The organism is Thalassolituus maritimus, assembly GCF_900156675.1.
GTDB classification, from domain to species: Bacteria; Pseudomonadota; Gammaproteobacteria; order Pseudomonadales; family Oceanobacteraceae; genus Thalassolituus; species Thalassolituus maritimus.
This window is the reverse complement of the sequence record NZ_FTOH01000001.1, coordinates 217,151-242,053: the sequence shown is the minus strand read 5'-3', so window position 1 is coordinate 242,053 and position 24,903 is coordinate 217,151. Positions and strand designations below refer to the sequence as shown.

17 protein-coding genes are annotated in these 24,903 nt (G+C 52.2%); 13 read left to right on the top strand and 4 right to left on the bottom strand.

All coding sequences use genetic code 11. From position 1 onward, the window contains the following. The first annotated feature begins 34 nt into the window (after window positions 1–34). From BW941_RS01130 to gcvP, 7 genes are all read left to right on the top strand, one after another. Complete coding sequence (locus BW941_RS01130) at window positions 35–1,039, top strand: cyclic nucleotide-binding domain-containing protein (RefSeq protein ID WP_076513588.1); 1,005 nt, start codon at window positions 35–37, stop codon at window positions 1,037–1,039. Then, window positions 1,036–1,836, top strand: coding sequence for an energy transducer TonB family protein (locus BW941_RS01125; RefSeq protein ID WP_076513585.1), 801 nt, complete (start codon window positions 1,036–1,038; stop codon window positions 1,834–1,836). Before BW941_RS01130 ends, BW941_RS01125 begins: the two co-directional genes overlap by 4 nt. A gap of 82 nt (window positions 1,837–1,918) precedes the next feature. After that, entirely contained in the window at window positions 1,919–3,751 is a 1,833-nt protein-coding gene (locus tag BW941_RS01120; protein ID WP_076513582.1) for a cation:proton antiporter, read from the top strand. A 174-nt stretch (window positions 3,752–3,925) separates the two neighbouring features. After that, window positions 3,926–5,011 carry a helix-turn-helix transcriptional regulator gene (locus tag BW941_RS01115; protein WP_139325709.1) on the top strand — a complete coding sequence of 362 codons (1,086 nt, stop codon included), beginning with the start codon at window positions 3,926–3,928 and terminating at the stop codon, window positions 5,009–5,011. A 150-nt stretch (window positions 5,012–5,161) separates the two neighbouring features. Beyond that, a complete protein-coding gene (gene gcvT / locus BW941_RS01110) occupies window positions 5,162–6,241 on the top strand; it encodes a glycine cleavage system aminomethyltransferase GcvT (RefSeq protein ID WP_076513577.1) in 1,080 nt (359 codons plus the stop codon). A 33-nt stretch (window positions 6,242–6,274) separates the two neighbouring features. Further along, on the top strand, window positions 6,275–6,658 hold the full coding sequence (gene gcvH, locus BW941_RS01105) for a glycine cleavage system protein GcvH (RefSeq protein WP_068435266.1): 384 nt from the start codon (window positions 6,275–6,277) through the stop codon (window positions 6,656–6,658). Between the two features lie 119 nt (window positions 6,659–6,777). Further along, entirely contained in the window at window positions 6,778–9,693 is a 2,916-nt protein-coding gene (gene gcvP, locus BW941_RS01100) for an aminomethyl-transferring glycine dehydrogenase (RefSeq protein ID WP_076513574.1), read from the top strand. Between the two features lie 52 nt (window positions 9,694–9,745). On the opposite strand, the gene BW941_RS01095 is transcribed toward gcvP, so the two are convergent. Then, window positions 9,746–12,415 (bottom strand): putative bifunctional diguanylate cyclase/phosphodiesterase, encoded by a 2,670-nt coding sequence (locus BW941_RS01095; RefSeq protein WP_076513571.1) that lies wholly within the window; start codon window positions 12,413–12,415, stop codon window positions 9,746–9,748. 353 nt (window positions 12,416–12,768) lie between these two features. Here BW941_RS01095 and BW941_RS01090 point away from each other — a divergent pair, with 353 nt between their 5' ends. Both BW941_RS01090 and bfr read left to right on the top strand, forming a co-directional pair. Next, window positions 12,769–12,969, top strand: a complete 201-nt coding sequence (locus BW941_RS01090) for a (2Fe-2S)-binding protein (RefSeq protein WP_068435260.1) — start codon at window positions 12,769–12,771, stop codon at window positions 12,967–12,969. Between the two features lie 218 nt (window positions 12,970–13,187). After that, the gene (bfr, locus tag BW941_RS01085; protein ID WP_076513568.1) at window positions 13,188–13,667 is read left to right on the top strand and encodes a bacterioferritin; all 480 of its coding nucleotides are present in this window, start codon (window positions 13,188–13,190) and stop codon (window positions 13,665–13,667) included. 94 nt (window positions 13,668–13,761) lie between these two features. Here the strand turns inward: bfr and BW941_RS01080 are convergent, their stop codons facing one another. Next, window positions 13,762–15,060 carry a YncE family protein gene (locus tag BW941_RS01080; RefSeq protein ID WP_076513566.1) on the bottom strand — a complete coding sequence of 433 codons (1,299 nt, stop codon included), beginning with the start codon at window positions 15,058–15,060 and terminating at the stop codon, window positions 13,762–13,764. Window positions 15,061–15,546: 486 nt separating this feature from the next. Here BW941_RS01080 and doeB2 point away from each other — a divergent pair, with 486 nt between their 5' ends. Genes doeB2 through BW941_RS01060 form a run of 4 tightly spaced genes read left to right on the top strand, consistent with a single transcriptional unit; the run spans window position 15,547 to window position 20,684 of the window. Further along, the gene (doeB2, locus tag BW941_RS01075) at window positions 15,547–16,707 is read left to right on the top strand and encodes a N(2)-acetyl-L-2,4-diaminobutanoate deacetylase DoeB2 (protein ID WP_076513563.1); all 1,161 of its coding nucleotides are present in this window, start codon (window positions 15,547–15,549) and stop codon (window positions 16,705–16,707) included. 48 nt (window positions 16,708–16,755) lie between these two features. Then, complete coding sequence (locus BW941_RS01070; protein WP_068443251.1) at window positions 16,756–18,030, top strand: aspartate aminotransferase family protein; 1,275 nt, start codon at window positions 16,756–16,758, stop codon at window positions 18,028–18,030. Further along, window positions 18,027–19,313, top strand: a complete 1,287-nt coding sequence (gene doeA / locus BW941_RS01065; protein WP_076513560.1) for an ectoine hydrolase — start codon at window positions 18,027–18,029, stop codon at window positions 19,311–19,313. The genes BW941_RS01070 and doeA overlap by 4 nt, the downstream gene beginning before the upstream one ends. Before the next feature lie 12 nt (window positions 19,314–19,325). Then, window positions 19,326–20,684, top strand: a complete 1,359-nt coding sequence (locus BW941_RS01060) for an NAD-dependent succinate-semialdehyde dehydrogenase (protein ID WP_076513558.1) — start codon at window positions 19,326–19,328, stop codon at window positions 20,682–20,684. Window positions 20,685–21,099: 415 nt separating this feature from the next. Here BW941_RS01060 and ggpS read toward each other — a convergent pair whose 3' ends face one another. Further along, the gene (gene ggpS, locus BW941_RS01055; RefSeq protein ID WP_076513555.1) at window positions 21,100–23,379 is read right to left on the bottom strand and encodes a glucosylglycerol-phosphate synthase; all 2,280 of its coding nucleotides are present in this window, start codon (window positions 23,377–23,379) and stop codon (window positions 21,100–21,102) included. A 181-nt stretch (window positions 23,380–23,560) separates the two neighbouring features. Then, window positions 23,561–24,892 (bottom strand): MFS transporter, encoded by a 1,332-nt coding sequence (locus tag BW941_RS01050; protein ID WP_076513552.1) that lies wholly within the window; start codon window positions 24,890–24,892, stop codon window positions 23,561–23,563. Window positions 24,893–24,903: the final 11 nt, after the last annotated feature.

The following is a 24,903-nucleotide window of genomic DNA, read 5'->3' as shown; positions in this document are numbered from 1 at the left end:
TCAGGATATCAAAGAGACAATCGACAGAGATTTCATGGAAACGCCGCTCAGTAAAAGACTGCAGCATTTCATCCCGTTCGACGAATGGTCCGAAGACATCATCGAAGAACTGACACCTCACTTTCGCGAGCACACGCTTCCCGCGAGAAAAATCCTGTTTAAACGCGGCCAGTCTGACGACGAATGTCACTTCCTGCTCAGCGGTGGTATCGACCTGGCCGACGATGATTTCAATATCAATGGCATAGATGCCGACAGCGATGAAAACTTCATGGCATTGGACAATACACACGTCGTGCATCGCTACACCGGTATTACACGAACACCGTGCCAGCTGGTATCCGTAAAACGCACGTATCTTGAGCTGATCTCAACCTGGTCAGAGTTTCGGCAATCCGAAAGTCTTAGCCAGCACGACGAAGAAAGTGACTGGCTGGAAAGACTGATCACCTCAGATCTTTTTACCCGGATTCCACCGGCGAATATCCAGAAACTGCTATCGCGCTTCGAAGAGTTGCCCGCCTCTCTCGGTGATGTCGTTATTCGCGAAGGTGAAATCGGCGAGCATTGCTACGTAATCAAAACGGGTGGAGCACTGGTCACGCGACAAGCAGAACAGGATGAAGAGACTCTTGCCGCACTGGGCCCCGGCGATCTGTTCGGCGAGGATGCACTGGTCAGTGAATTACCGCGCAACGCCTGCGTGACCATGACGTCGTCTGGAACGCTGGCGCGGCTGTCGAAAGAAGATTTCGATCCACTGCTGAAAAAGCCCGTACTGAGTTATATCCGTGAGAGTGAACTCGAGACCTTAATTGACGAGGCCGACACCGGTGTCGTCATTCTCGATGTCAGACATACACAGGAAGCAACCGCAACTCCCGTGCTACGCGCGCGGAATATCCCTCTCTCTAAACTTCGGGGGACACTGAAGTCCCTGGAGCGTGATTTTATCTACGTAACAACAGGTGGTGGGCGCGCTGAGGCCGCAGCGTACATTCTCTCGGAAGCTGGATTCTACGCCCGCGTACTGACATGAGCAGTCGCCACTCAGCGAAATCACTTTGGGCGCGCCGCCGATTTTGGTTAGCCCTGACCCTGTCGCTGGGCCTGCACCTGATTTTTCTGCCGGACCTGAGCCTCGACACTGACGAAAAAAACACCCGGATTATTCTCGCCACCTTGAGAACGGAAGTCCCTGAACGGGCGAATAAGAATGAGCAACGCGGCGAGCTATCTATACCCAGCCAGCCCGTATCGACGCCACCCAAACCTGAACCTGCCAAAACGCCAGAAGCTGCCAAAGAGCCTCTGGTTACCCAAAAGCCGTTGAAGGCTCAGCCACCCGCGGGGCCAGACACGATCACCACAACGGCCAGCTCTGCAATTACTCAAAAGCCTGATGCTCCGGGACCAATATCCTCGGTAAAGTCTTCGCCAACACCAGATTCAACGAAGCCAGACTCTCAAGCGCGGACCACAGAACAACCTACTGCCAACATCGCCTCATCAACGGCATCTGACGAAGCCCGGTTTGCCGGCGACGATCAACGCTTCAGCGATCCGGTCGAGCAGAAGTACTATGAGCGCCTTATGGCCCACCTGAACCAGAAATTGCCAGCGCATCCGGCGGGTATCCAGGGAGACGTCCGCTTACAGGTCACTATTAAGTACGGAGCCGTTATCACCGCCGTTGATGTCATTGTCAGCAGTGGTGATCCAGCAACCGATGAGTGGGCCCGCCGCGCAATTCTGGCCACCAGCCCGGTTCCCGCCGTGCCTTCAGACCTGCCACAGCCTTACCTGTTCCGGCCCACCCTGCGCCTGACCGACTGAAACACGGCGTATAAGCGTTGTACAGGATTAGAGTGCGCCGCTACAATCAAGCGCTCTCACCGCTTCATATAAAGGAAACACCGTGTTCGATAGTGGCATCATTGCGTTTGCGTTTATTGGTCTGATTTCGTTCGCCAGTCAGTGGTTAGCCTGGCGCGTAAAGTTACCAGCGATTCTGTTTCTCCTGGCCTCCGGTTTACTGATTGGGCCTGTGACCCAGCAGTTCAATCCAGACGCACTCTTTGGGGACCTGCTGTTTCCGCTGATATCCCTGGCAGTCGCAATCATCCTCTTTGAAGGCAGCCTGACCCTCGACCTGAAAGAAATACGCTCACAGAAAGGCGTCGTACAGCGGTTGATTACCGTAGGTGCGGGGATCACCTGGGCGGTCGTCGCCATCGCGACCCATTACCTGTTCGAACTGAGCTGGGAGCTCAGTATCCTCTTTGGTGCCCTCACCGTAGTCACCGGCCCGACCGTCATCGTGCCTATGCTTCGCACCGTTCGCCCAAACGCAGACGTTGGTAACATTCTGCGCTGGGAAGGCATCCTGATCGACCCGCTCGGTGCACTGCTTGTGGTCGTCGTATACGAATTCATCGTGGCTCAGGGTCAAGCTCAGGGCGCTGTGAGCGGCATGCTCGCCTTTGTTGAAATCATCGCGTCCGGCACGGTGCTCGGTCTCGCCGCGGGTTGGATTCTCGGCTTTATCCTGAAGCGCCGCTGGGTTCCTGAATACCTCGAGAACATGGCCACCCTCTCCATGGTTTTTGTGAGTTTCAGCGTCGCCAATATGCTTGCACACGAGTCGGGCCTGCTTGCGGTCACGTTGATGGGGATGTGGCTGGCAAATCAAAAGGATATCCGCATTGGCGAAATTCTTAACTTCAAGGAGCACCTGACAGTCCTGCTTATTTCGGGGCTTTTCATTATTCTGGCCGCACGCCTGACGCTGGATGACCTGATCGCTCTGGGCTGGATGCCATTCGCGCTGCTCGCCATTATGCAGTTCGTCGCGAGGCCGCTATCTGTTTGGGTATCTGCCATCGGCAGCACACTGAGCTGGCAAGAGAAATCTCTGCTGTCCTGGATCGCTCCACGAGGTATTGTGGCCGCGGCTGTTTCTGCTCTTTTTGCGATAAAACTGGAGCAGTCCGGAGAAGCGGAGGCAGCGATACTCGTCCCTCTTACCTTCTCAGTGATTTTTGGCACTGTCGTGCTCCAGAGCGCGACCTCACGCATGATGGCACGCTGGCTGGGTGTCGCGGAGCCGCCTCCCAACGGTTTCCTGATTGTTGGCGCAAACAACATTGCCCGAACCATCGCATTGGAACTTAAGAAGAACAAGGTTGATGTGCTGCTCACTGATTCAAACTGGGACAACATCCGTGCGGCACGTATGGACGGACTTCGTACTTTTTACGGCAACCCTGTCTCAGAGTATGCCGAACAACGGCTCGATTTAGTTGGCCTAGGAAAGCTTCTGGGTTTATCACCAGAGCGCAGCATAAATACCGTTGCAGGAATGCGTTTTGGCAATGAATTTGGGCAACACAATACTTTTGCCCTGCGGACATCCGTCGATGCGAGATTGTCGGAAATGCATATCGACGGTGAAGAGCACCGTGGACAATACCTTTTCAGTAAAGACCTGACGTACAGCAAGTTCTCTAGCATGCTGGCGCAAGGTGCCGAATTGCACTCTACTCGCTTGAGCAGTGAATTTACGTGGAATGATTTTCAACAGCAAAACGGTAAAGATGCCATTCCTTTATTCGCAATCACGCCAGAAGGCAAGGTTTTAACCAGCAAAGTTGATGGTAATTTTGAGCCCAAAAATGACTGGAAAGTCATCAGTCTGTTTACTCCAGCCTTGATTGCTGCCAATGATCAAGGGGTCTCACGCACAAGTTAATCCTTCTTGCCAGAGGGGCCAGATCATGCCCCGACTCAAAATGATACACCTGGACATTTATGATGAATATTTAACATTGGCGCGATTTTACCATTAATTATATATCTAAATGCTTACTGATAAGGATATTGGTAAGCCGCGTCGTTTCTGACCTCACCGGCACAGGAAGTCATATTGCGCCATTTTTTCGCACTTATGTTGCGCAAAATGACATTGTGCCTTGGGACACCTGCGCGCACTCTGGCGCTACTCACCACTAATAACAAAGTAGTAGATAATCTCCAGATGTATTCGTTAAAACCACACGCAGAGACCCTACAGGCCCTGCGCAGGTTGATGCCACAGAAGGAATTGCGTAAGTCAGCCCCAAAACTTTCTGCAGCTGGAGAAGGACTCCAGAGCAGTACGCCCGCTCTTCTTCAGGTTCTTAAAACGCTGAGCGACAGCGAGTTGTCGTCGAAACTGCCCGAAGTTTACCTGGAATACGGTCAGATTATGGCGATGCAGAACCAGGTAACTGCCGGTAACCTGCTTGAGCTATTCCAATCAATGTGTGCCCAGATCAGCACTGCCGAGCGCCCGTTCGACCTGCATATTCTTGATGATGGTCAGGTAAGTCACTGCGAGTTTTTCTGGAAACAAGATCCAACCCGCGTGCCTTCTATCGAGCTTTCTGAACTTCTGCTCGCTTTTGGCTATACAGTCGGCAGCAATCTGCTGCAGGGTCTCACCGATCAGCTGTCTGTATTTTTGCCGTACTCAGAGCCAGAACATGTCGAAGAGTACGCCAAATATGCACCAATGAAGGTTACCTTTGGTGCGCCCTACTTTGCGGTGCGCTTACCTTCGCAGTTTCTGACCCAGGCGTTAATCATCCGCACAGCTAATTTCCAGCCGCAGGGGGTATTGCGCCCAGCGCACCTGATTGCCCAAAAAGCATCCAACCTGTTACGCAACGATCTTGCCAACCCGCCGACGCTGAATGAATTGTCACAGAAACTCGGCCTGACCGAGCGAACCTGCAAACGCCGTCTTCAGGAAGCAGGAACCCATTATCAGCAGCTGCTTGCTGACATGCGCCTGGTTCAGGCCAGTTTCTGGCTCAGTCGCCGTATGTATAACGTCAGTCAGGTCGCCGAATTGCTGGGCTACTCAAGCGTCGCTAACTTCTCTAAAGCCTACAAAAAGTGGTGTGGCTTCTCCCCTACCCACGCCAAGCAAGGCATGCCGGTTCCGGATAACCGAACCAACAGCAACTGATGTCTATCCCCTGATTGCGGCGCTCCTGTGCCGCAATCGCATTTTTGTGTGAACCACGCCTCTGAAAGCGCTATAATTGCCGCCTTTTCGTTGACCTCTGTCGTCAACCGAACTCAGGGCGCAGTGCGTCCATACGTATCAGGATCTGACATGGGTAAGAAAACCCCTTTGTATGATTGCCACCTGGACGCTGGCGGCAAAATCGTAGACTTCGGCGGCTGGGATATGCCCATCCACTACGGCTCCCAGATTCAGGAGCACAACGCAGTGCGCGAAGCCGCTGGCATGTTCGACGTTTCGCACATGACAATCGTCGACGTTCGCGGGCCCGACGCCAAAGCCTATCTGCAGAAGCTGCTCGCCAACGATGTCGACAAGCTGAAAGAAACCGGTAAAGCACTCTATACCGGCATGCTGAATAACGACGGCGGTGTGATCGACGACCTGATCGTATATCGCATGGACGGATGGTTTCGCACCGTCGTCAATTGTGCCACCCGTGAGAAAGATCTCGAGTGGATGACGGCCCATACCAAAGGCTTTGATATCAGCCTCACCGAACGCCCTGAAATGGCGATGATTGCCGTTCAGGGGCCTGAGGCACTGGGGATGGTGCAGAAAGTACGCCCGGAGGCCGCCAACCTTATCGACAGCCTGAAAGTCTTCCAGGGTCTGCCTCAGCAGGGTTGGTTTTATGCCCGTACAGGCTATACCGGCGAAGACGGCCTTGAGATTATGATCCCGAAAGAAGACGCCGCCGATTTCTGGCAGCAGTTGAGTGAAGCTGGCGTCCAGCCTTGTGGCCTGGGTGCCCGCGACACCCTCCGTCTTGAAGCGGGGATGAATCTGTATGGCAACGATATGGATGAATCTGTGAGCCCACTGATTGCCGGTATGGGCTGGACCGTTGCCTGGGAACCTGCCGGTCGCGACTTTATTGGTCGGGCTGCACTGGAAGCTGAAAAAGCAGCCGGTATTGCCATGAAACAGGTGGGTCTGGTTCTGGAAACCCGTGGTGTGATGCGTTCTCACCAGAAAGTCGTCGTGGAAGGCGCCGGTGAAGGTGAAGTTACTTCCGGCACTTTTTCGCCGACCTTACAGTATTCCATTGCAATTGCGCGGGTACCGGCAGCAACCGGCGACACCGCTCAGGTAGACCTGCGTGGCAAATTGACGGACGTTCGTGTGATCAAGCTCCCGTTCGTGCGCAACGGCCAAAAACAATTTTGAGATAAATCGTAAATTTTTAACTGGAGAAACCCCATGAGCAACATCCCTGCAGATCTGAAATACGTTGCCTCCCACGAATGGATCCGCCTTGAAAGCGATGGCACAGTAACTGTTGGTATCACCGACTTTGCTCAGGATCAGCTAGGCGATGTCGTCTTCGTAGAGCTGCCTGAAGTAGACAGCGAAGTTACCGCAGATCAGGACATTGCCGTGGTTGAGTCAGTAAAGGCTGCGTCAGACATCTACGCTCCTCTGGCCGGTAAAATCATCGCTGTGAACGACGATCTTGCTGACGCTCCGGAAAAAGTAAACGAAGACCCATACGGCGACGCCTGGTTCTTCAAAATGGAGCTGGCGGATGCTGCAGATCTGGACAAGCTTCTAGATGCGGACGGTTACGCTGCAGCGTGTGAGTAATACGTTACTCTGACCCCGCTTAAAACAACGCAGAGGCCTCCTCTGCGTTGTCGTTTTACCTTCTTATTTAGCGTGGGCACCAGCCCATATAGCCGATACTTTTACATTCAGGTTCAATCATGAGTACTCCTTCTCTCAGACAACTGGAACAGCGCGATAACTTTGTCAGTCGCCATATTGCCTCGGACGGTGCAGGCTATGACCTGCGTGAAGAAGCAGACATGCTGGCTGCCGTCGGTGCCGACTCTCTCGAGTCACTGACCAGCGAAATTGTCCCCGCTGACATTCTGCGCGATGCATTCCTGTCCTTCGGAGAAGCCACCCCCGAAGCCGAGGCTCTGGCCCGCCTGAAGTCTGTCGCTGCACAGAATAAAGTATTTAAAAGCTATATCGGACTTGGTTATCACGATGTGATCATGCCTCCGGTCATCCTGCGGAATGTCCTGGAAAACCCAGGCTGGTACACCGCTTACACTCCGTATCAGCCAGAAATCGCTCAAGGTCGCCTGGAAGCACTGCTTAACTTCCAGCAGATGATCATCGACTTCACCGGCATGGAACTGGCTAACGCGTCCCTGCTTGATGAGGGCACCGCGGCCGCCGAAGCCATGGCCATGGCGAAACGTTCAGTCCGCAAGAACAAATCGAACACCTTCTACATTGATGAGCTGTGCCTGCCACAAACCATCGACGTTGTCCGTACACGCGCAGAAGCCTTCGGCTGGGACATCATCGTCGGTCCTGCTGAGAAAGCGGCAGACCATGACGTCTTCGGCGCACTGTTCCAGTACCCAGGTCGTCAGGGGGAAATCACTGATTTCACGGATGTCATCAGCGCCCTGCATGAAAAGAACGCTCTGGCCGCGGTTGCCAGCGACCTGATGGCGCTCATCAAGATCAAAGCGCCGGGTGAAATGGGTGCAGACATCGTCCTGGGCAACGCTCAGCACTTTGGTGTTCCTATGGGCTTTGGTGGCCCACATGCGGCTTTCTTTGCAACACGCGATGCCTACAAGCGCTCTATTCCAGGCCGTATTATCGGTGTATCTATCGACGCTCAGGGCAATCAGGCGCTGCGCATGGCGCTGCAAACCCGTGAGCAGCACATCCGCCGTGAAAAGGCGAACTCCAACATCTGTACTGCACAGGTGCTGCTCGCAAACCTCAGCTCATTTTATGCGGTGTATCACGGCCCGACAGGCCTCAAAACCATCGCCAACCGCATCCACCGTCTGACCGATATTCTGGCCGCAGGCCTGAAGAGCAAAAACGTCGAACTTCTCAACACTACCTGGTTCGATACCCTGACGATCAAGGTCGACAACCGAGAAGACGTTCTGAAGCGCGCTGCAGACCGGGAAGTCAATCTCCGTGATGATAGAGCACTCGGTTTGGGTAATGACACCCTGGGTGTGACACTGGGAGAAAAGACCACGGCAAGCGATGTCGCCGAGTTGTTTGATATTTTCCTCGGCGCTGGCCACGGACTTGATGTTTACGACCTCGACGAGGTCGTGGTCAAAGCTGGTTCAGACAGCGTGCCCGCAGGTCTGCAACGCCTGACCAGCTTCCTGGAGCACCCGACGTTCAACAAATACCACACCGAACACGAGATGCTGCGTTACATGAAGCGTCTCGAAAGCAAAGACCTGGCGATGAATCACTCCATGATCACGCTGGGTTCATGCACCATGAAGCTGAATGCCACCACCGAAATGATCCCGGTGACCTGGCCTGAGTTCTCGAATATCCATCCGTTTGCACCGAAGGAACAGACCCCCGGCTACGAGCAACTCGTGAGTGAACTGGATGGCTATCTCCGTGATATCACCGGCTTCGATGCTATCTGTATGCAGCCCAATTCAGGTGCTCAGGGTGAATACGCTGGCCTGCTGGCGATCAAGAAGTACCACGAAAGCCGTGGCGAAGGTCACCGTAATGTGTGTCTGATTCCCCGCTCGGCACACGGTACTAACCCAGCGTCTGCGCAGATGGCGTCGATGCGGGTTGTCGTCACTGAGTGTGATGAGCAGGGTAACGTAGATTTCGACGATCTCAAGAAGAAGGCCGAAGAGCTGTCTGATCAGCTGTCGTGCCTGATGCTGACCTATCCTTCGACACATGGCGTGTACGAGAAAGGCGTGAAAGAAATCTGCGACCTGATCCACCAGCACGGTGGTCAGGTGTACATGGACGGCGCTAACCTGAATGCTCAGGTGGGTGTGACTCAGCCGGCATTTATTGGCGCAGACGTTTCTCACATGAACCTGCACAAGACCTTCGCTATTCCACACGGTGGTGGCGGTCCGGGCATGGGTCCGATTGGTGTCGCTGCGCACCTGGCACCTTTCGTTGCCAACCACACTGTACGCCCTATTGACGACGCATCTAAAGGCAACGGTGCAGTCTCTGCAGCACCGTACGGCTCTGCCAGTATTCTCACCATCAGCTGGATGTATATCACTCTGATGGGCTCTTCAGGTCTGCGTACAGCAACACAGAACGCTCTACTGAAAGCTAACTATCTGGCGAAGCGCCTTTCTGCGCACTACCCGATCCTGTACTCAGGCCTGAACGGTCGTGTTGCCCACGAGTGTATCGTTGATCTGCGTCCGATTAAGGCAGAAACCGGTATCACTGAAGTAGATATCGCCAAGCGTCTGATGGACTACGGCTTCCACGCACCGACCATGTCCTTCCCAGTGGCGGGTACCTTTATGATCGAACCCACGGAGTCTGAGAGCAAAGCTGAAATCGATCGCTTCGCCGACGCCATGATTGCCATTAAAGCTGAGATTGATGCCGTACAGAACGGTGTTCTGGACGCCGAAAACAACCCTTTGAAGAACGCACCGCATACCGCGGCAGTCGTTACCGGAGAGTGGGAGCGCCCATACTCACGCGAGCTCGCTGCTTTCCCTGTGAAGGAGTTGGGTGCTCATAAGTTCTGGCCAACGGTAGGCCGTATCGATGATGTATACGGGGACCGCAATCTGATCTGCTCTTGCCCAGCGATTGAGAACTACGAAGACTGAGTTCCGGTGACCCGTCCTGATATAAGAAAGCCCGCGTACGCGGGCTTTTTTATTAACCGGAGTGATTATCTACAGCAACCGACAGATGGCGCCGCTTCATAGAGAACGGGCGGGAACTGTGTTTCTCCAACCAATCACCCAACTTGCCGGAGTCAATCGGCCGGGCAAAAAAGTAGCCCTGAATCTCTTCCCCCCCTAACGACAGAACTTTATCCAGATCGTGTCGACTCTCTACACCTTCAACGATAACTGACAGTTTCAAACCATGCGCCAGCGAGACAATACTCGAAAAGAGCCCTTCACCACCGTTGCGAAGACCAGCCACGAAGGACTGATCAATCTTCAGAGTATCCAGCGGGAAATCGCGCAGGTAGCTGATGGATGAGTAGCCTGTGCCAAAATCGTCGATTGAGATACGTACACCGAGATCACGCAGGGTGCTCAGAACCTGGCGGATCTGAAGTACGTCCCCGGCAAATACAGATTCCGTCAGTTCGAGTTCCAGTCGACTGGCTGGCATATTGGCCTCTGCCAATGTAGACACAACATCGTCGACAAAATCATGCTGCCTCAGCTGCATCACAGAAATGTTCACCGCAACACGTAAATCAGACTCAGGCACCTCTTTCATAAGAGTCTGGCAGGCCTTACGAAGAATCATACGTCCCATTGCGGGCATCAAACCGGATTCTTCTGCGAGAGGAATAAAGGTTCCGGGGCTGATAGCAACATTGCGAACATTATCGTGCCAACGTGCCAGAGCTTCGAAACCGGTCAGGCTGCCATTTTCTACGGATACGAAGGGCTGCATAGCAATTTCGATCTCATCGTTATCAATGGCGTAGCCAAGGGCCTGCACCAGCTGCAATCGCTCGGATGCTTCATGGCCCCACTTGTCATCGTAAACTGATACGCCCGTTTTGCGTGATTTCGCACGGTAGACAGCAATATCGGCGTGTTCGAGGAGCTGCTCTGCACTGGTTCCGTGCTCAGGGCAAAGCGCAATACCGACACTGGCTCCGAGAGACACCGGGCCACTATCAAGATCTATAGGCTTACGAAGTTCAGCGACCAGCTGAGTAGCGAACTCTTCAACCTGAACTTCAGAGACATCACGACGCTCCAGAATGACGAATTCATCGCCTCCCCAGCGAGCACAGATCACCTGATCGCCACAAGCGTTTGCAATACGTGCTGCGATGACGCGTAGTACATGGTCACCAGCAAGATGCCCCAGACCGTCATTCACCTCTTTAAAGCGGTCGAGATCAAGCAGGTAAACAGCAAAGCCTGCCTGCTCGTCGTTCTGTTCTTTCAGTGCTTCACTGACTTTACGTGAGAAATAGTAACGGTTGCCGAGGCCGGTCAGCATGTCATGAGTGGCCTGATAGTTAAGTTCCTCTGTGCGCTCCTCGATCTGCTTCTCAAGGTTCGCATTAACCTCCGTCAAGCGCTCGCGTGCATCAGTAAGATCATTATTCAGTTCGGCCATTTCACGGGAACGAAATTCGGTCAGACGCTGAAGAAGACGACCTTTCTGCGAATGCAGTGCTGACCGGTGGATATTCTCAACCACGATCAGTAAGGAAACAGAAGCCAGCATTCCCAGAGACACCATCGACCAGACCTCTTCACCTGAGAACAGGATCAGTACCGGCGGCACCAGACACATAGCACTGTTGAGGTAGAGCAGAAGACGGTCGCTGGTAATGCCCACCGTACTGATCACCGCGATGACGATGAACATACCGCTAACGACACCGAGGCTGAAACCGCTCATGATGTCATGGAAGAGAATCAGTAAGCTGTACCAGGCAAGCTGATTCAGAACTACGCCGGCACCAAAGAGCAAACGCCAGTCCCGGAGACGCAGCCTTTCTGGGTTTTCACCATGCGCCAGGAATCCTGCAGTCCGCAACGTCTGTACCGACAGATAGCCCAGTAACCAGCACCAAAGCAGGCTTTCGTATGCTTCAACCCTTAGGGTAATGACCATGAAGAAAGCGGCAACCGACTGCATCATTACCGCAGGGGTGCTGTTAGCATGGAGAGAAAATACGAGGCGCTTGCGAAAGCCCTCCTCTGACATGTCGGGCTCCTGATCAGGAGCGCCATCGGCTTCGTTTTTCTTGAGTGCGAGCATGTCTTTACGATGAAGCCAGCAGAAAGTCCCCACCTCCATGAACAACAACATTACACCACACAGGCCGAAGGCTATGACAGAGTCATCATTGAGTAAGGTCAGCTGGATAGCCAAAGGCAACAGGTTGAGAGCCATTAGCCCCATGCCGATTAAGGGAAACAGGGCGAACGGCAGGCAATGCGCATACACAACGACAATAAAAATAGACACCGCAACAAGGCGGGTATCGGCATCCAGCCCGGGCAGGATGATCATGCCCACGATACTCCAGAGCGTAACCATAGCGATGGACATGTAGAGCAGGTTGCGCCTTGCAGTTGTTGGGCGCCTCTTCTCTTCTGGCGTACGAATATAACGGTAGGCGTAGGTTGCAGGCACCAGGTAGAAAGTCAGTAAGGCAGATACTATATCCCAGTGGGGCCAACCCGTACGGAGAGCAACCATAGACAGAGCGGCAATGCTGAAGCCCAATGCAACAAAAGCTCCTGCAATCGCTCTCTTCATCAGCGAAAGTGTTCTCTCATCTGCGTACTCTTCAGTAGCCCGCAAATTCTTTGGGAAGAAGTTCGACATCAACATGCTGTGCGCACCAAAACGTATTTTTATTATTTGTAGTGCCTTCCCTGAGCGTAGATATGAATCCGGTAAATCAGAACCACACCTGACAACACTTATTCTAAACAAGTGTACACCAGAAAATGTGACCCGATTAACGTTTGTTCGTTTTTTAATTGATCTTTACTCAACAAACGGCCCCTACCTGACAGAACTGTCAGTAAACCCTCCCTACTCTCTGCCCCCTGGCCTAAACGCTTCATACGAGCTTAATTGTTACAAATCATTCGCACTTCCATCCTCTGAAAACTTGCGTTTGATAGTAATTCGTATTTATAATGGCATCAGTTTCTTAACAACAACTCAGGTGGGCTTAAATGTACGTATGTATCTGCAAAGGAGTAACTGACCGCGACATCGTTGCTGCTGCTGAGCAAGGTGCTACCCGCATGAGCCAGCTGAAAGAGTGTACCGGTCTTGGAAGTCAGTGTGGAAAATGTGCTCGTGATGCCAAAGCCATCTTTAACGAAGCCAAACAGACGGCCGCGCAGATGAGCCACCTCTTCTCTGCGGCTTGATCAGCGGACACCTGACAAATCTGATTCGTTACGATTTCGACCTGTATTAAGCCATAAATGCCTATCATTTATGGCCAAATATCCCCCAAATAAGGGACTGAAAACTAAATCGTTTTCAGTCCCTTATTTTTTTCACCCCAAAGCTCCCTAATCGTTTGACTCAAGACCAAATCAGTATCCAGAATAGAGTCATATTCACTCACAGGGAGACGCTGGCAATGAAAGGCGACGCTAAGGTTATCGAACACCTCAATACAATTCTGGCCAATGAACTGGTGGCCATTAATCAGTACTTCCTGCATGCGCGCATGTACAAAGACTGGGGGCTCAAGAAAATTGCAGATCACGAGTACCACGAGTCAATTGATGAAATGAAACACGCAGATGTCCTGATCGAGCGCATCCTCTTTCTGGAAGGTTTACCCAATCTTCAGGATCTGGGCCGCCTCATGATCGGTGAGAACACCAAAGAAATGATCGAGTGCGACCTCAAGCTCGAGATGAAGGCCATCCCAGACTTGCGTGAAGCTATTGCCTACTGTGAAGAAGTAAAAGACTACGTCAGTCGTGACATGCTCAACGACATCCTTGAATCAGAAGAGGAACACGTCGACTGGCTTGAAACTCAACTTAGCCTGATTGATAAGATCGGCATTGAGCGTTACCAGCAGTCACAGCTGGAAGAAGACGACGACTGATCAGACTGTCGCGAACTAGAAAAGCCCCGTCAGATACATCTGACGGGGCTTTTTTGCGTCTGAAGGACTCGCCTAGGGAGCCCAGACCGGGAGATCAGTACAAAGACAACCAGTCGGCCTTCAGCATACCTTCACGGATACGCTGAGGATGGTTACCCACATCAATGCGCTTAATCTCTTCACGAGTCGCATAGTTGATGACAGATACCTGATCAGTCTCACTCCAGGAAATCAGACAGTTCTCACCACTGCGGTCTGATACTGCCCAGTAGGCCTTCTTACCCAGACCTTCCAGAATGGTGTACTCGAACGTTTCACGGTCAACGATCGCCGCGTAGTCATCCATGGTGCCAGCAACACAGAGCGCTGAATCGTCAGCGCTCATCGCCAGGCCATGGTGCGCAGAGTCATTCACGTAGTAAACCTTAGGCAGATAAGGAACCATATTCGGCAGCTCCGCCAGACGCGTGATGGTTTCAGTTTCCATATCAAACTCAACCAGACCATGCAGGAACGACAACTGGAAGTAGAAGAAGCGATAATCGCTGGTATGTGCCATCGGACGAATCGACGGGCTCAGATCACCGAGACCAGCCTCTTTCAGCTTCGCCTTGATGTCGATATCCTTAACGATCTGTTCAGCTTCTGTGTCGTACACGATGAACTTACGCTCACCACGCGTAGTATCGCGCAGAACTCTGCCATCAAACGGCATAAATACGAAACCGATACTCGAGTGGTAAATATACTTACCATCATCGGAATACAGGTTTTCGTGCGGTGAATTGCCGGTAGGGAAGCGCCCTTCTTCTTCACCCGTATACACATTCAAAAGATGAACAACACTGCCCGTAGACGCCGATACAGCCACCTGAGTACCGTCTGGAGACAGCGCCATATGGTCGGAACGAACGCCATCTACTTCGAAACGCCAGACGATTTCACCGTTATCAAGATCCAGTGCTACTACGTCCGCGAAGCTTGGGCGGGAAACGATCAGAAGCTCACCGTCGTTGGTGCTGTACATGTCATCTACGTATTGGTCGTTCCCTTCACCAATAAGCTGACGTATACCCAGGAATACCGTGTAACGCCAGAAATCAGCTTTGATTTCCTCCATGCGCTCTTCGTAATCAGGAATACCGTTAACGCGGCCCAGAATTTCGTAGTTATCACCATCGATAACGTCGATAGTACCGTCCCAGTTGTTACCTACGAAAATAGCCGGACGTAAACCATCAGAGTAGTCAGGCTGATCAACAACGACCTCTTCTTCCTCTTCAGCAGGAGGCGAAGGAAAGAGCCAGTCGAACCAACCAGCCGACGCTGGTGCAGAGAATACGGCCGCCGCTGACGCAAACGCCAGTGTCAGGCCTGTTTTACGGAAGTTCATAGTAACCCCAGATATTTATCATTATTTTTATGGTGTGTTTTCACACAGATCAATGATGCTACTTCCTTCGCTTGCAGACCTTCAACCGGTTGGCCAGATATGACGTATCCCTTGTCTACTCTGGCGTGAATAGAGGCGTTTGCTAGTGTAAATCATACTTGTTACCCGTCACCTCAAACATTGCCCCGATATTGCGCAGGTGCACCACAAGGTTACATTCGTAGCCGTGGATAGACGCCTGAACTGTTTTAGGGCCTAAACAGATTCAGCTTCTTTGATTTATTTCTTCTTTAACTTCTGAACTACAAGCAATTGAAAACTAATATTTTTTTAAATTCATATTTCAAAAGATTGAAAACTTAGCCCCCTAAACAGTTAAAAAACTGGCCTGCACGTTGCAATAACTATTTCAGGGCACGGAGAGTAAACAGCAAACAATTCTCTGAAAGAGCAAACACTGCTCTCTCATGACAGGCAGGAGACGTTATGTCTGACGACTGGCAAGAGACATTAAGCTTCGCAAAAAATATTCGTCGCGAGTTACATCAGCGCCCGGAGTTAAGCTGGGAGGAACACGGTACGGCAAAGAAAATCCGTTCGCTCCTGACTGATCTTAAAATACGCTGGAAAGCCTGCGCTGATACCGGCACGGTTGCTGTTATTAATGAACAGGGCACTACGCCAGCCATTGCACTGCGTGCGGATATCGACGCACTCCCCATCAACGAAGCCACAGACGCTGACTGGTCATCCACGACATCAGGCTGCATGCATGCCTGTGGTCACGACGGCCATACCGCGGTTCTGCTTGCCACTGCACGTTGGCTGAAGCTCCACGAAAACGAACTTTCCCGTCAGGTTATTCTGTTGTTCCAACCTGCTGAAGAAGGCGGCCATGGCGCCCGTGAAATGATTCGCGAAGGTGCACTGGAAGGCGTCAGCGAAATCTACGGCTGGCACAACTGGCCGGCACTGCCTTACGGCACAATGGCCTGCCCTGATGAGCTGGTTATGTGTGGTAACGGAACGTTCGATATCCGCTTGTCGGGTAAAGGTGGGCACGCCAGTCAACCAGAAGTCTGCAACGATGTTGTATTAGCAGGCTCTGCTATCGTGGTCGCCTTACAACAGGTGGTCAGCCGCCGGTTACCACCTCAGGCAAATGCGGTGGTCAGCGTGACTCAGTTCAATGCGGGTAACGCCCCTACGGTCATGGCTGACAGTGCGACCATCGCTGGCAGCATCCGCGTGCCTGACGAAGCAACCCGCGAACTGGTCAATCACTCCATTACTACAACCGCCGAAAATACGGCAGCAGCGTATGGTGTTGAGTGTCAGGTAACACATCACGGCCGCTACCAGGCGACCATTAATCATCCCGAACAAGCCAGATCTGCGAGAGCTGCCTGGACTGGGCTCTACGGCGAAAAGGCGCTGGAACATGGGCGGCCTATGCCGGTCATGGCATCAGAAGATTTCAGTTATTACTTAAGGAAAATTCCCGGTGCCTTCGCACTGATCGGAAGCGATGACGGACGCCGTAATCCGCATCCATGTCACAGCCCACACTACGACTTCAACGACCGATTGATTGAAGATGTCTGTCGTTGGTTCTGTCGTTTAACCGGGATGCGTACTCCCCCCTGAGACCTGATCCACTCCTAAAAAATACCTATTAACGAGAGGATCAGACTCATGACTATTTTTGAGCAGCGCGAATCAAATGTGCGCGGCTACAGCCGCGTTTACCCTGTTACTTTTACGACCGCTAAAAACGCACGCCAGACCGATGATACTGGCAAGGAATATATCGACTTCTTTGCTGGCGCAGGTGTGCTGAATTTTGGCCACAATAACGAAGCCATGATTAACGCCATGATTGATTACATGAAAAACGACGGCGTACTTCATAGTCTGGATATGCAGACCAGTGCAAAAGCTGAGTTTATGCAGACCTTCACGGATCTGATTCTTGAGCCGCGTAATATGTCGCACCGCATACAATTTATGGGACCGACAGGTACCAATGCCGTTGAAGCAGCGATGAAAATTGCGCGCCGGGCAACGGGCAGAACCGAAATTCTGGCCTTCAGTCAGGGCTTCCACGGTATGACACTTGGCTCACTTGCCGCTACTGCAAACGAGTACTTTCGCAACGCCTCTGGTGTACCACTCAATCACGTCCGCCACGAAGCATTTGGCTGCGAAGTTCCCTGCAGTGGTTGTAACCAAGGATGTGGCCTGGAAGCGCTCGACCATCTTCGTGCGCGCTACCTGAATACCTCGAGCGGTATGGCGAAGCCTGCGGCCATTTTGCTGGAAACCATTCAGGCGGAAGGCGGGGTAAACGTCGCCGGCAAAGAATGGATGAAAGGTGTCGCCGCCCTCGCAAAAGAGCTCGGTGCGGTTCTGATTATTGACGACATTCAGGTCGGCTGCGGTCGTACAGGTAATTACTTCAGCTTCGATGATTTGGGCGTGATGCCGGATATCGTCTGCATGGCGAAAGGTATCGGTGGCATAGGCACCCCCATGGCGATGAACCTTGTCCACCCTGAATTGGATAAGCACTGGTCGCCGGGTGAGCACACAGGGACTTTCCGAGGCCAGAACCTCTCCTTCGTTGCGGGTAAGGTTGCCCTCGATTATTTCCGGAATGACGACTTCATGAAGGAAGTAAAAGATAAATCAGTATTGGTTGATCAATACCTGCAACCACTGCTCCACGCGGATAAAAGTCTGCAACTACGCGGCAAAGGCATGATCTTCGGGTTGGACATGGGTTCCGGTGAGCGCAGTGCTGCCGTGGTTCAGGAATGCTTTAAAAAAGGATTAATCATTGCGGCCTGCGGAACGGGAGGCAAAGTCCTGAAAATTATCCCACCGCTGACCATCCCTAAATCTGACTTAATTGCAGGTCTGGAAATTCTGACTGAATCTGTCCGCAGCGTTATGGAGAAAGCCGCATGATTGAACGTGATGATATGACTTTCCCGCACGAAGAGTACGTGCGCCGGATCGAAGAACTGCGCCAGCGGATTCAGGAACGACATCTGGATGCCGTCGTTATTTCTGACCCTGAAAATATCATGTACCTGACGGACTACCAGACCACAGGGTACAGCTTTTTTCAGGCCTTAGTCGTACCGCTCGAGAAAGAGCCTTTCATGATTACGCGTGCACTCGAAGAATCGAATGTTATCGCCCGGACCTGGGTAGAGGTCACACGCCCCTACCCCGATACTGGTGATGCCATTCAGATGCTGGTCGATGCATTGCGCGAATTTGGGCTAGCTAATAAACGCATCGGTTACGAGCGTAATAGTTACTTCTTCCCGGCTTACCATCAGGATGTGATTCACACATCACTTAAAGATGGAAAGCTGCTCGACTGCTTTGGCATTGTTGAGGAAGGCCGCGTCTGCAAGTCGCGCGTGGAAATAGAAATAATGAAACGCGCGGCTATCGCCACTGAAGCCGGCATGGTCGCAGGTATCGAAGCCTGTCATGCCGGTGCAACCGAGAATGAAGTCGGTGCTGCCATCAGCGCAGCCATGTTCCGCGCCGGTGGTGAATTTCCTTCGGTCATGCCGTACGTGACGTCCGGCCCTCGCACTATGATTGGTCACGCCACTTGGGAAGGTCGTGTTATTCAGCCCGACGAGCATGTATTTCTTGAAGTGGGTGGCTGCTACCGCCGTTACCACACCGCCATGATGCGTACCGTCATGCTGGGCAATATGCCGGACTCTATGTACCAGGCACAGGAGACCATGAAAAAAGCACTGGATGCCGTGCACAACATCGTTCAACCCGGCATGACAGTGTCGGACGTTGATAACCTGGTGCGCAATATTATTTCAGATAACACCGTGGGGGCGAGACTGATCACCCGCTCCGGTTACTCCATTGGTATCGCCTTCCCACCAAGCTGGGACGAAGGCTATATCGTCAGCCTGAAACAAGGTGACGGTACCGTTCTGAAAGAAGGTATGACCTTCCACCTGATCCCATGGATGTGGGGCGTAGATGGCGATAAAACCTGCGGTATTTCAGACACCATTCATGTCACTGAAGACGGCTGTGAATCATTCTTCTCACTGGATAGGGATTTCACGGTAAAGCCTGAAGAGACACATAAAAGCGCCGCTATTGATCTGGGGTCAGCCCGTTCAAAAAAAGGTGCAAAAAGTAAGTCTTCCGCTGTTGAAAATAACAAAGAAGTAGACAGCAAAAGCGATGCGACCGCGTGAGGAGGAATGACCATGCTTAAGCCAATTAACCCGACCACCGGCACTGCGTTACCAGAAGTCGAATCTCTGACTCTGGCGGAAGCCGAAGACACTATCGGACGCGCTGTCGCGGCAGCACCAGCCTGGGCTGCACTCAGCTACAGCGAAAGGGCAAAGTGCCTGATCAATATCGCTGCCGAAATGCGCGAATGCAAAGAAGAACTGGCACAACTGATGGCAAAAGAAATGGGCAAGCCATTGCGTGAGGGCCTGGGCGAAGTGGAAAAATCTGCTTTCTGCGCGGAATATTACGCTGATAATGGAGAAGCCTTCCTAGAGCCGGAAACACTGGCTTCCGACGCCACTGACAGTTACGTTTGCCACCAACCGCTGGGCACCGTCTTAGGAATTCTGCCGTGGAATGCGCCTGTATGGCTGGCCCTGCGTTTTCTGGCGCCGGCATTAATGGCGGGCAACACCTGCGTGATGAAACCCGACCCGAATGTTCCTGAATCTGCCGCGTGTTTAACACGCATTTTTCAGAAAAACCTGCCTGATGGCGTTATGCAGAATTTACCCATCACAACGGAAATCGTGGGTGATGCCATCGATCATCCGGGTATTAAAGCCGTTTCATTTACCGGCTCAAGTGGTGCAGGCCAGAAAGTTGCAGCACGCGCTGCCGCTGGCTTAAAACCCGCCGTTCTTGAACTCGGGGGATCAGACCCTTGTATTGTTCTCAACGATGCTGATATTGAAAAGGCCTGTGACGTCATCACACTGTCACGCATGATTAATGCGGGTCAGTCGTGTATTGCTGCGAAACGTGTCATCGTTGAAGCTGGCGTTTACGACGACGTCTGCCGCGAATTGACCGAGCGTTTTAATGCACTGGAACTGGGAGACCCATCGCTGGAAAACCAGTGCATCGGTCCTATTGCGCGCGAAGACTTACGCGACCAATTGCACAGTCAGGTTATGCGATCCATTCAGGATGGGGCTGAATGCTTAACGGGTGGCGAGAAACCAGATATGCCAGGTTTCTTTTATCCGCCTACTCTATTGGCTGGCGTCACTTCTGAGATGGCAGTCTTCCGTGAGGAAACCTTCGGCCCTGTCCTGGCCGTCTGCAAAGCAGCGAACCTTGATGAGGCACTGACCATTGCCAATGATACTGAGTATGGTCTTGGTTCCAGCATCTGGACTGGCAGTGAGACCAGTGCTCAGAGAGCCGCTCGTGAATTAAACGCAGGCCAGGTCGCTATCAATGGGATCGTCAAAACCGATCCTCGACTTCCTAGTGGAGGTATAGGCAAATCCGGTTACGGGCGTGAACTGGGACCACACGGTATTCGCGAGTTCGTGAATATCAAACAGATATGGGCAGCCTGAGCGCTGCTCCCACCAGATTCAGCTCATTGACATCGATGTGTTGTTTTCCGTCACTGCTGAGCAGCCATTTATGGCGTGGATACCATAACTGAGCCTACATGGATGTATTCACGGCGAGTTGTGAAGCAGTGATGGAAAACAAGTTATAAATCACATTCTAGACAGATCACTGGATTGCATCCCGTGACACGACACAAGTACTTCCATGTAGTCTCGAATGCAGCATCCCTGCTGCATACGGTCACGCGACGCCTCCCAGCGATCTTTTATACACCGCGACATCCGCATAAAGGTATGTTGTTTTCCGTCGCTGCTGAGCAACCGTTTATGGCACGGATGCCATAACTGAGCCTACATGGATGTATTTACGGCGAGTTGTGAAGCAGTAATGGAAAACAATACCACCTGGAAGTGATCAGGCGACAACCGTCAGATCAGCACTACCACGACCATTTTTGCGGGCGCTGTCGGCAACCTCATCGAGGAAGTCCTGCCCCCAATGAGCAATGTCGTAGTAACTGACAACATCATAAGCCTCACTCATGCGAGCCGCCGCATCATCAGGGTGCATCGACAGAGCGAAATAACATGTCTCTGCCATTTCGGCTGGATCATGCGGGTTGCACAATACCGCGCCCTTAACTTCAGCAGCGGCACCAGCAAACTCTGACAGTACCAGCACGCCTTTACCTTCGGTTTTACCCTGAGTAGCAACGTACTCTTTAGCGACCAGATTCAGACCATCACGAAGGGGCGTAATCCACATAACATCGGCCATTGCGTAGTAGGCCACCAACTCTTCAAACGGAACAGCACGGAAGAAGAACTGAACTGGCGTCCAACCGACCTGCGCATAGCGGCCATTAATCCGACCCACTGCCTGTTCAATCTCATTCTGTAATTCTTTATATACGGTCATTTCTTTCGCTGCCGGTACGCAAACGGTCACGAGAGTAACTTTCCCGTGAAGCTCAGGGTGATCTTCGAGTAAGCGCTCGAACGCTTCAAGCTTAGCCGGTATACCCTTGGTGTAATCCAGGCGCTCGACAGAAAGAACCAATTTAATACCGTGCAATTCTTCACGCAGTTCTTTCATTCGGTTCTGAATTTCAGGTTTTTCTAACGCGCTATCGACGCGTTTTAAATCCAGCCCCACCGGATGCGCACCCAACCGGATAGTTCGATCATTCACTTTAATTTCTGTGGTCATTTCATCCAGACCTACGGCACAACCATAAGTCAGGAAGCGCGGTGCACAGCCTGATTTTTCCGTCACTTCAAACGGCATGACACCTTTTGCCACATCGATAAAGTTTTCTGACTGACGTGGAATGTGGAAGCCAATGTAATCGCACTGCAACAGACTACCGACAATTTCCTTTCTCCATGGCAGTACGTTAAAGACGTCAGCCGAGGGGAAATATGTATGGTGGAAAAAGGCGATATTTAAATCCGGGCGAATTTCGCGCAGATAGGCAGGCACCATCCAGAGGTTGTAGTCATGCAGCCAGACAGTAGCCCCTTCTGCAGCTTCTTTTGCTGTCTGCTCGGCGAATTTACGGTTTACCTTACAGAACACATTCCAATGATCTTCAACGAAACTCGCACGCTCCCAGAAGGTATGCAAGGTTGGCCAGAAAGCTTCTTTCGAAAAGCGCTTATAAAAAATATCGACTTCTTCTTTCGTCAATGCAACACGCGCCGCTACCAGGTTGGGATATTGCTCTTTATCGACTTCAGTATGAACTTCAAACTCTTTCAAAGACGGGTCGGTAATAGACCAGGCGACCCAAGCGCCTTTTCTGCCGTCTTTAAAGAAACTCGCTAACGTCGGAATAATGCCATTCGGTGAGCGGTGGTTACGGCGTTTCATTTCACCGTCTTCGATATATTCTTCGTACGGCAAACGGTGGTAAACAATCACCAGATCGGAAGCGCCTGGCTCGATATCATCGCGACCTTCGGCATCAATACCCTCAACACCTAAGAAACCAAAGTGACTGATAGCCTCGAGGATACCGCCAGCCCCCGGTGCTGATGCGTGATAAACACGGGCACGACCTTCAGTGGCTTCTGTCAGACCTTTCTCAGACTCACCTACGCATACTCCGATAAAGTCGTGTTCATACATCGACAGGTCATTGAGGGTATCACCCGCCACCATGACGTCGGCTTTATCCAGCTTCAGGTGTTCGATCAGTGCAGTCAGCGTTGAGCCTTTGTTAACGTTACGCGGTAAAAAATCGAGATATAAATCAGCGGAATACAAGACATCACAATCCAGTGATTCACCTATTTTTTCAATTTCTTCGCGGTGTTTTTCCATCACGTCCGGGGCAACGAAATAGGAGCAGCGACGTTCTTGTGGAACATCCTGACGCACCAGACCGTCAATATGTTCGACGGCAGCATGAATCGTGTACTCGCCTGGCCATTTATCATCAATGCGACCCTGAACTTCCACCACCGGGTGAAGGTTCTCGCCATCAACGACAGTACAGCCCACGTCACAGATAATGTAATCCGGTTGCGGAATCGTCGGATCTGCCAGTAGAGGCATGACCGACTCCAGGCCACGGCCAGTCACAAAAATAAGATCAATATCGGGATGCGCAGCAATCAGTTGGTAAAGCTGCTGACGTTGCTCCTGTGAGCCACCAAGAAAGGTTCCATCAAGATCTGTTGCAAGAAGCATAATTTTCTCCGCTGTCCGCACCGCTCTCATTTCAACCAGCGATGATCTGCCGACTGCAGTGCGGGTTAATTAATAACCAGTATGCGACCGCGATTGTGAGATGCTCCGGAGTACCGCCGGGTCAGGGCGGCTGGTATCACCGGGCGATTGTAGAAGTACAATCAGAAGCAACCGGAGCTTTTCAGCTTTGAGCTGCCTGAGACGGAGGTGGTTCCCTACCCTCCTCATGAATGTCCGATTCCTCACTGGTTCCCTGTGTTATGTCTGGAGTCAGATCTGGCGAATGTTCACTGTCATCCGGATGCATTTCCAGAGCAGTAGGCGTCGTTCTTACCATGGGTACGAACTGAGCTGGTTCGCCTGTCGTCTCGTCCTTCTGTCGTTGATGCATTTTCCATACCGCCACCAGGAACAGGGTGCCCTGAACTGCGGCAAAGTACACAGGCAGTGCACTTGCGCCGGTCATGGACATCAACTGCCCACTCAGTGCTGGCCCAATAGCTGCACCAATACCGTGCACCAAGAGTAACGCACTGCCCCCTGGAAGGATGTCCCCGCTTTCCAGGTGGTCAATCAAATGAGCAACGGCCACGGGGTACACTGCAAAAGCCAACCCGCCGTACAAAGCGATAGCGGCATAAAGAAATTCCACCGAGGCAAACGACGCCGGGATAATCAGCAAGGCAGAAAGAGCAGCCACGCCAACAATCCCCGCCAGTACACGGCGACGATCAAACCTGTCGGATAAACGTCCTACGGGATACTGCAATAAAGCACCACCAATAATGCCGGCGGTCACAAAGGTTGCTACCTCTGACGTTGGTAACCCAATTCGTGAGGCATAGAGCGCACTCATCCCCCAGAATGCCCCCATCGCCAGCCCCGAGAGAAACGCGGCACTGATCGCCAGAGGTGCAATGCGCCAGAGAAAACGTATGCCCAGGCGTTTAACCTGCTGGACTTCTGGAGGGCCAAAGCGTGTGCCTGTGACAGGGACCAAAGATAGTGTCACCAATACCGATGCCAGTGCGAAAAGCAGATAACTGGACGCCGGTGCCAGCGACATAAACTGCTGAGAAACAGCTAATGCCCCGAGATTCACCACCATATAGACGGCAAACACCTGACCGCGATTCTGCGGCGGTGTCGTTGCATTCAGCCAGCTCTCAATCACTGTGTAGAGAATCACCAGCGCTGTCCCGGTCAGGATTCTCAGCCCACCCCAGGCCCAGGGTGTGGCAAACGCATCATGCAGAAGTACAGATACAGAACCCACGGCAGCGCACATCGCAAAGGTGCGGATGTGGCCCACGCGCCGGATGAGTGGCAACGCGAGAAAGGTGCCCACAAAAAAGCCAACGAAGTAACCCGACATGATCAAACCCATGGCCTGATCACTGAAGGATTCTTCGCTGCCCCGCACTGCCAGTAAGGTGTTGAGCAGGCCGCTGCCGAGAAGCAACAGGCTTACTCCAGCCAGCAATGAAAGAACCGGTCGGAGTTGTTTAAGCATGCGATACCTTA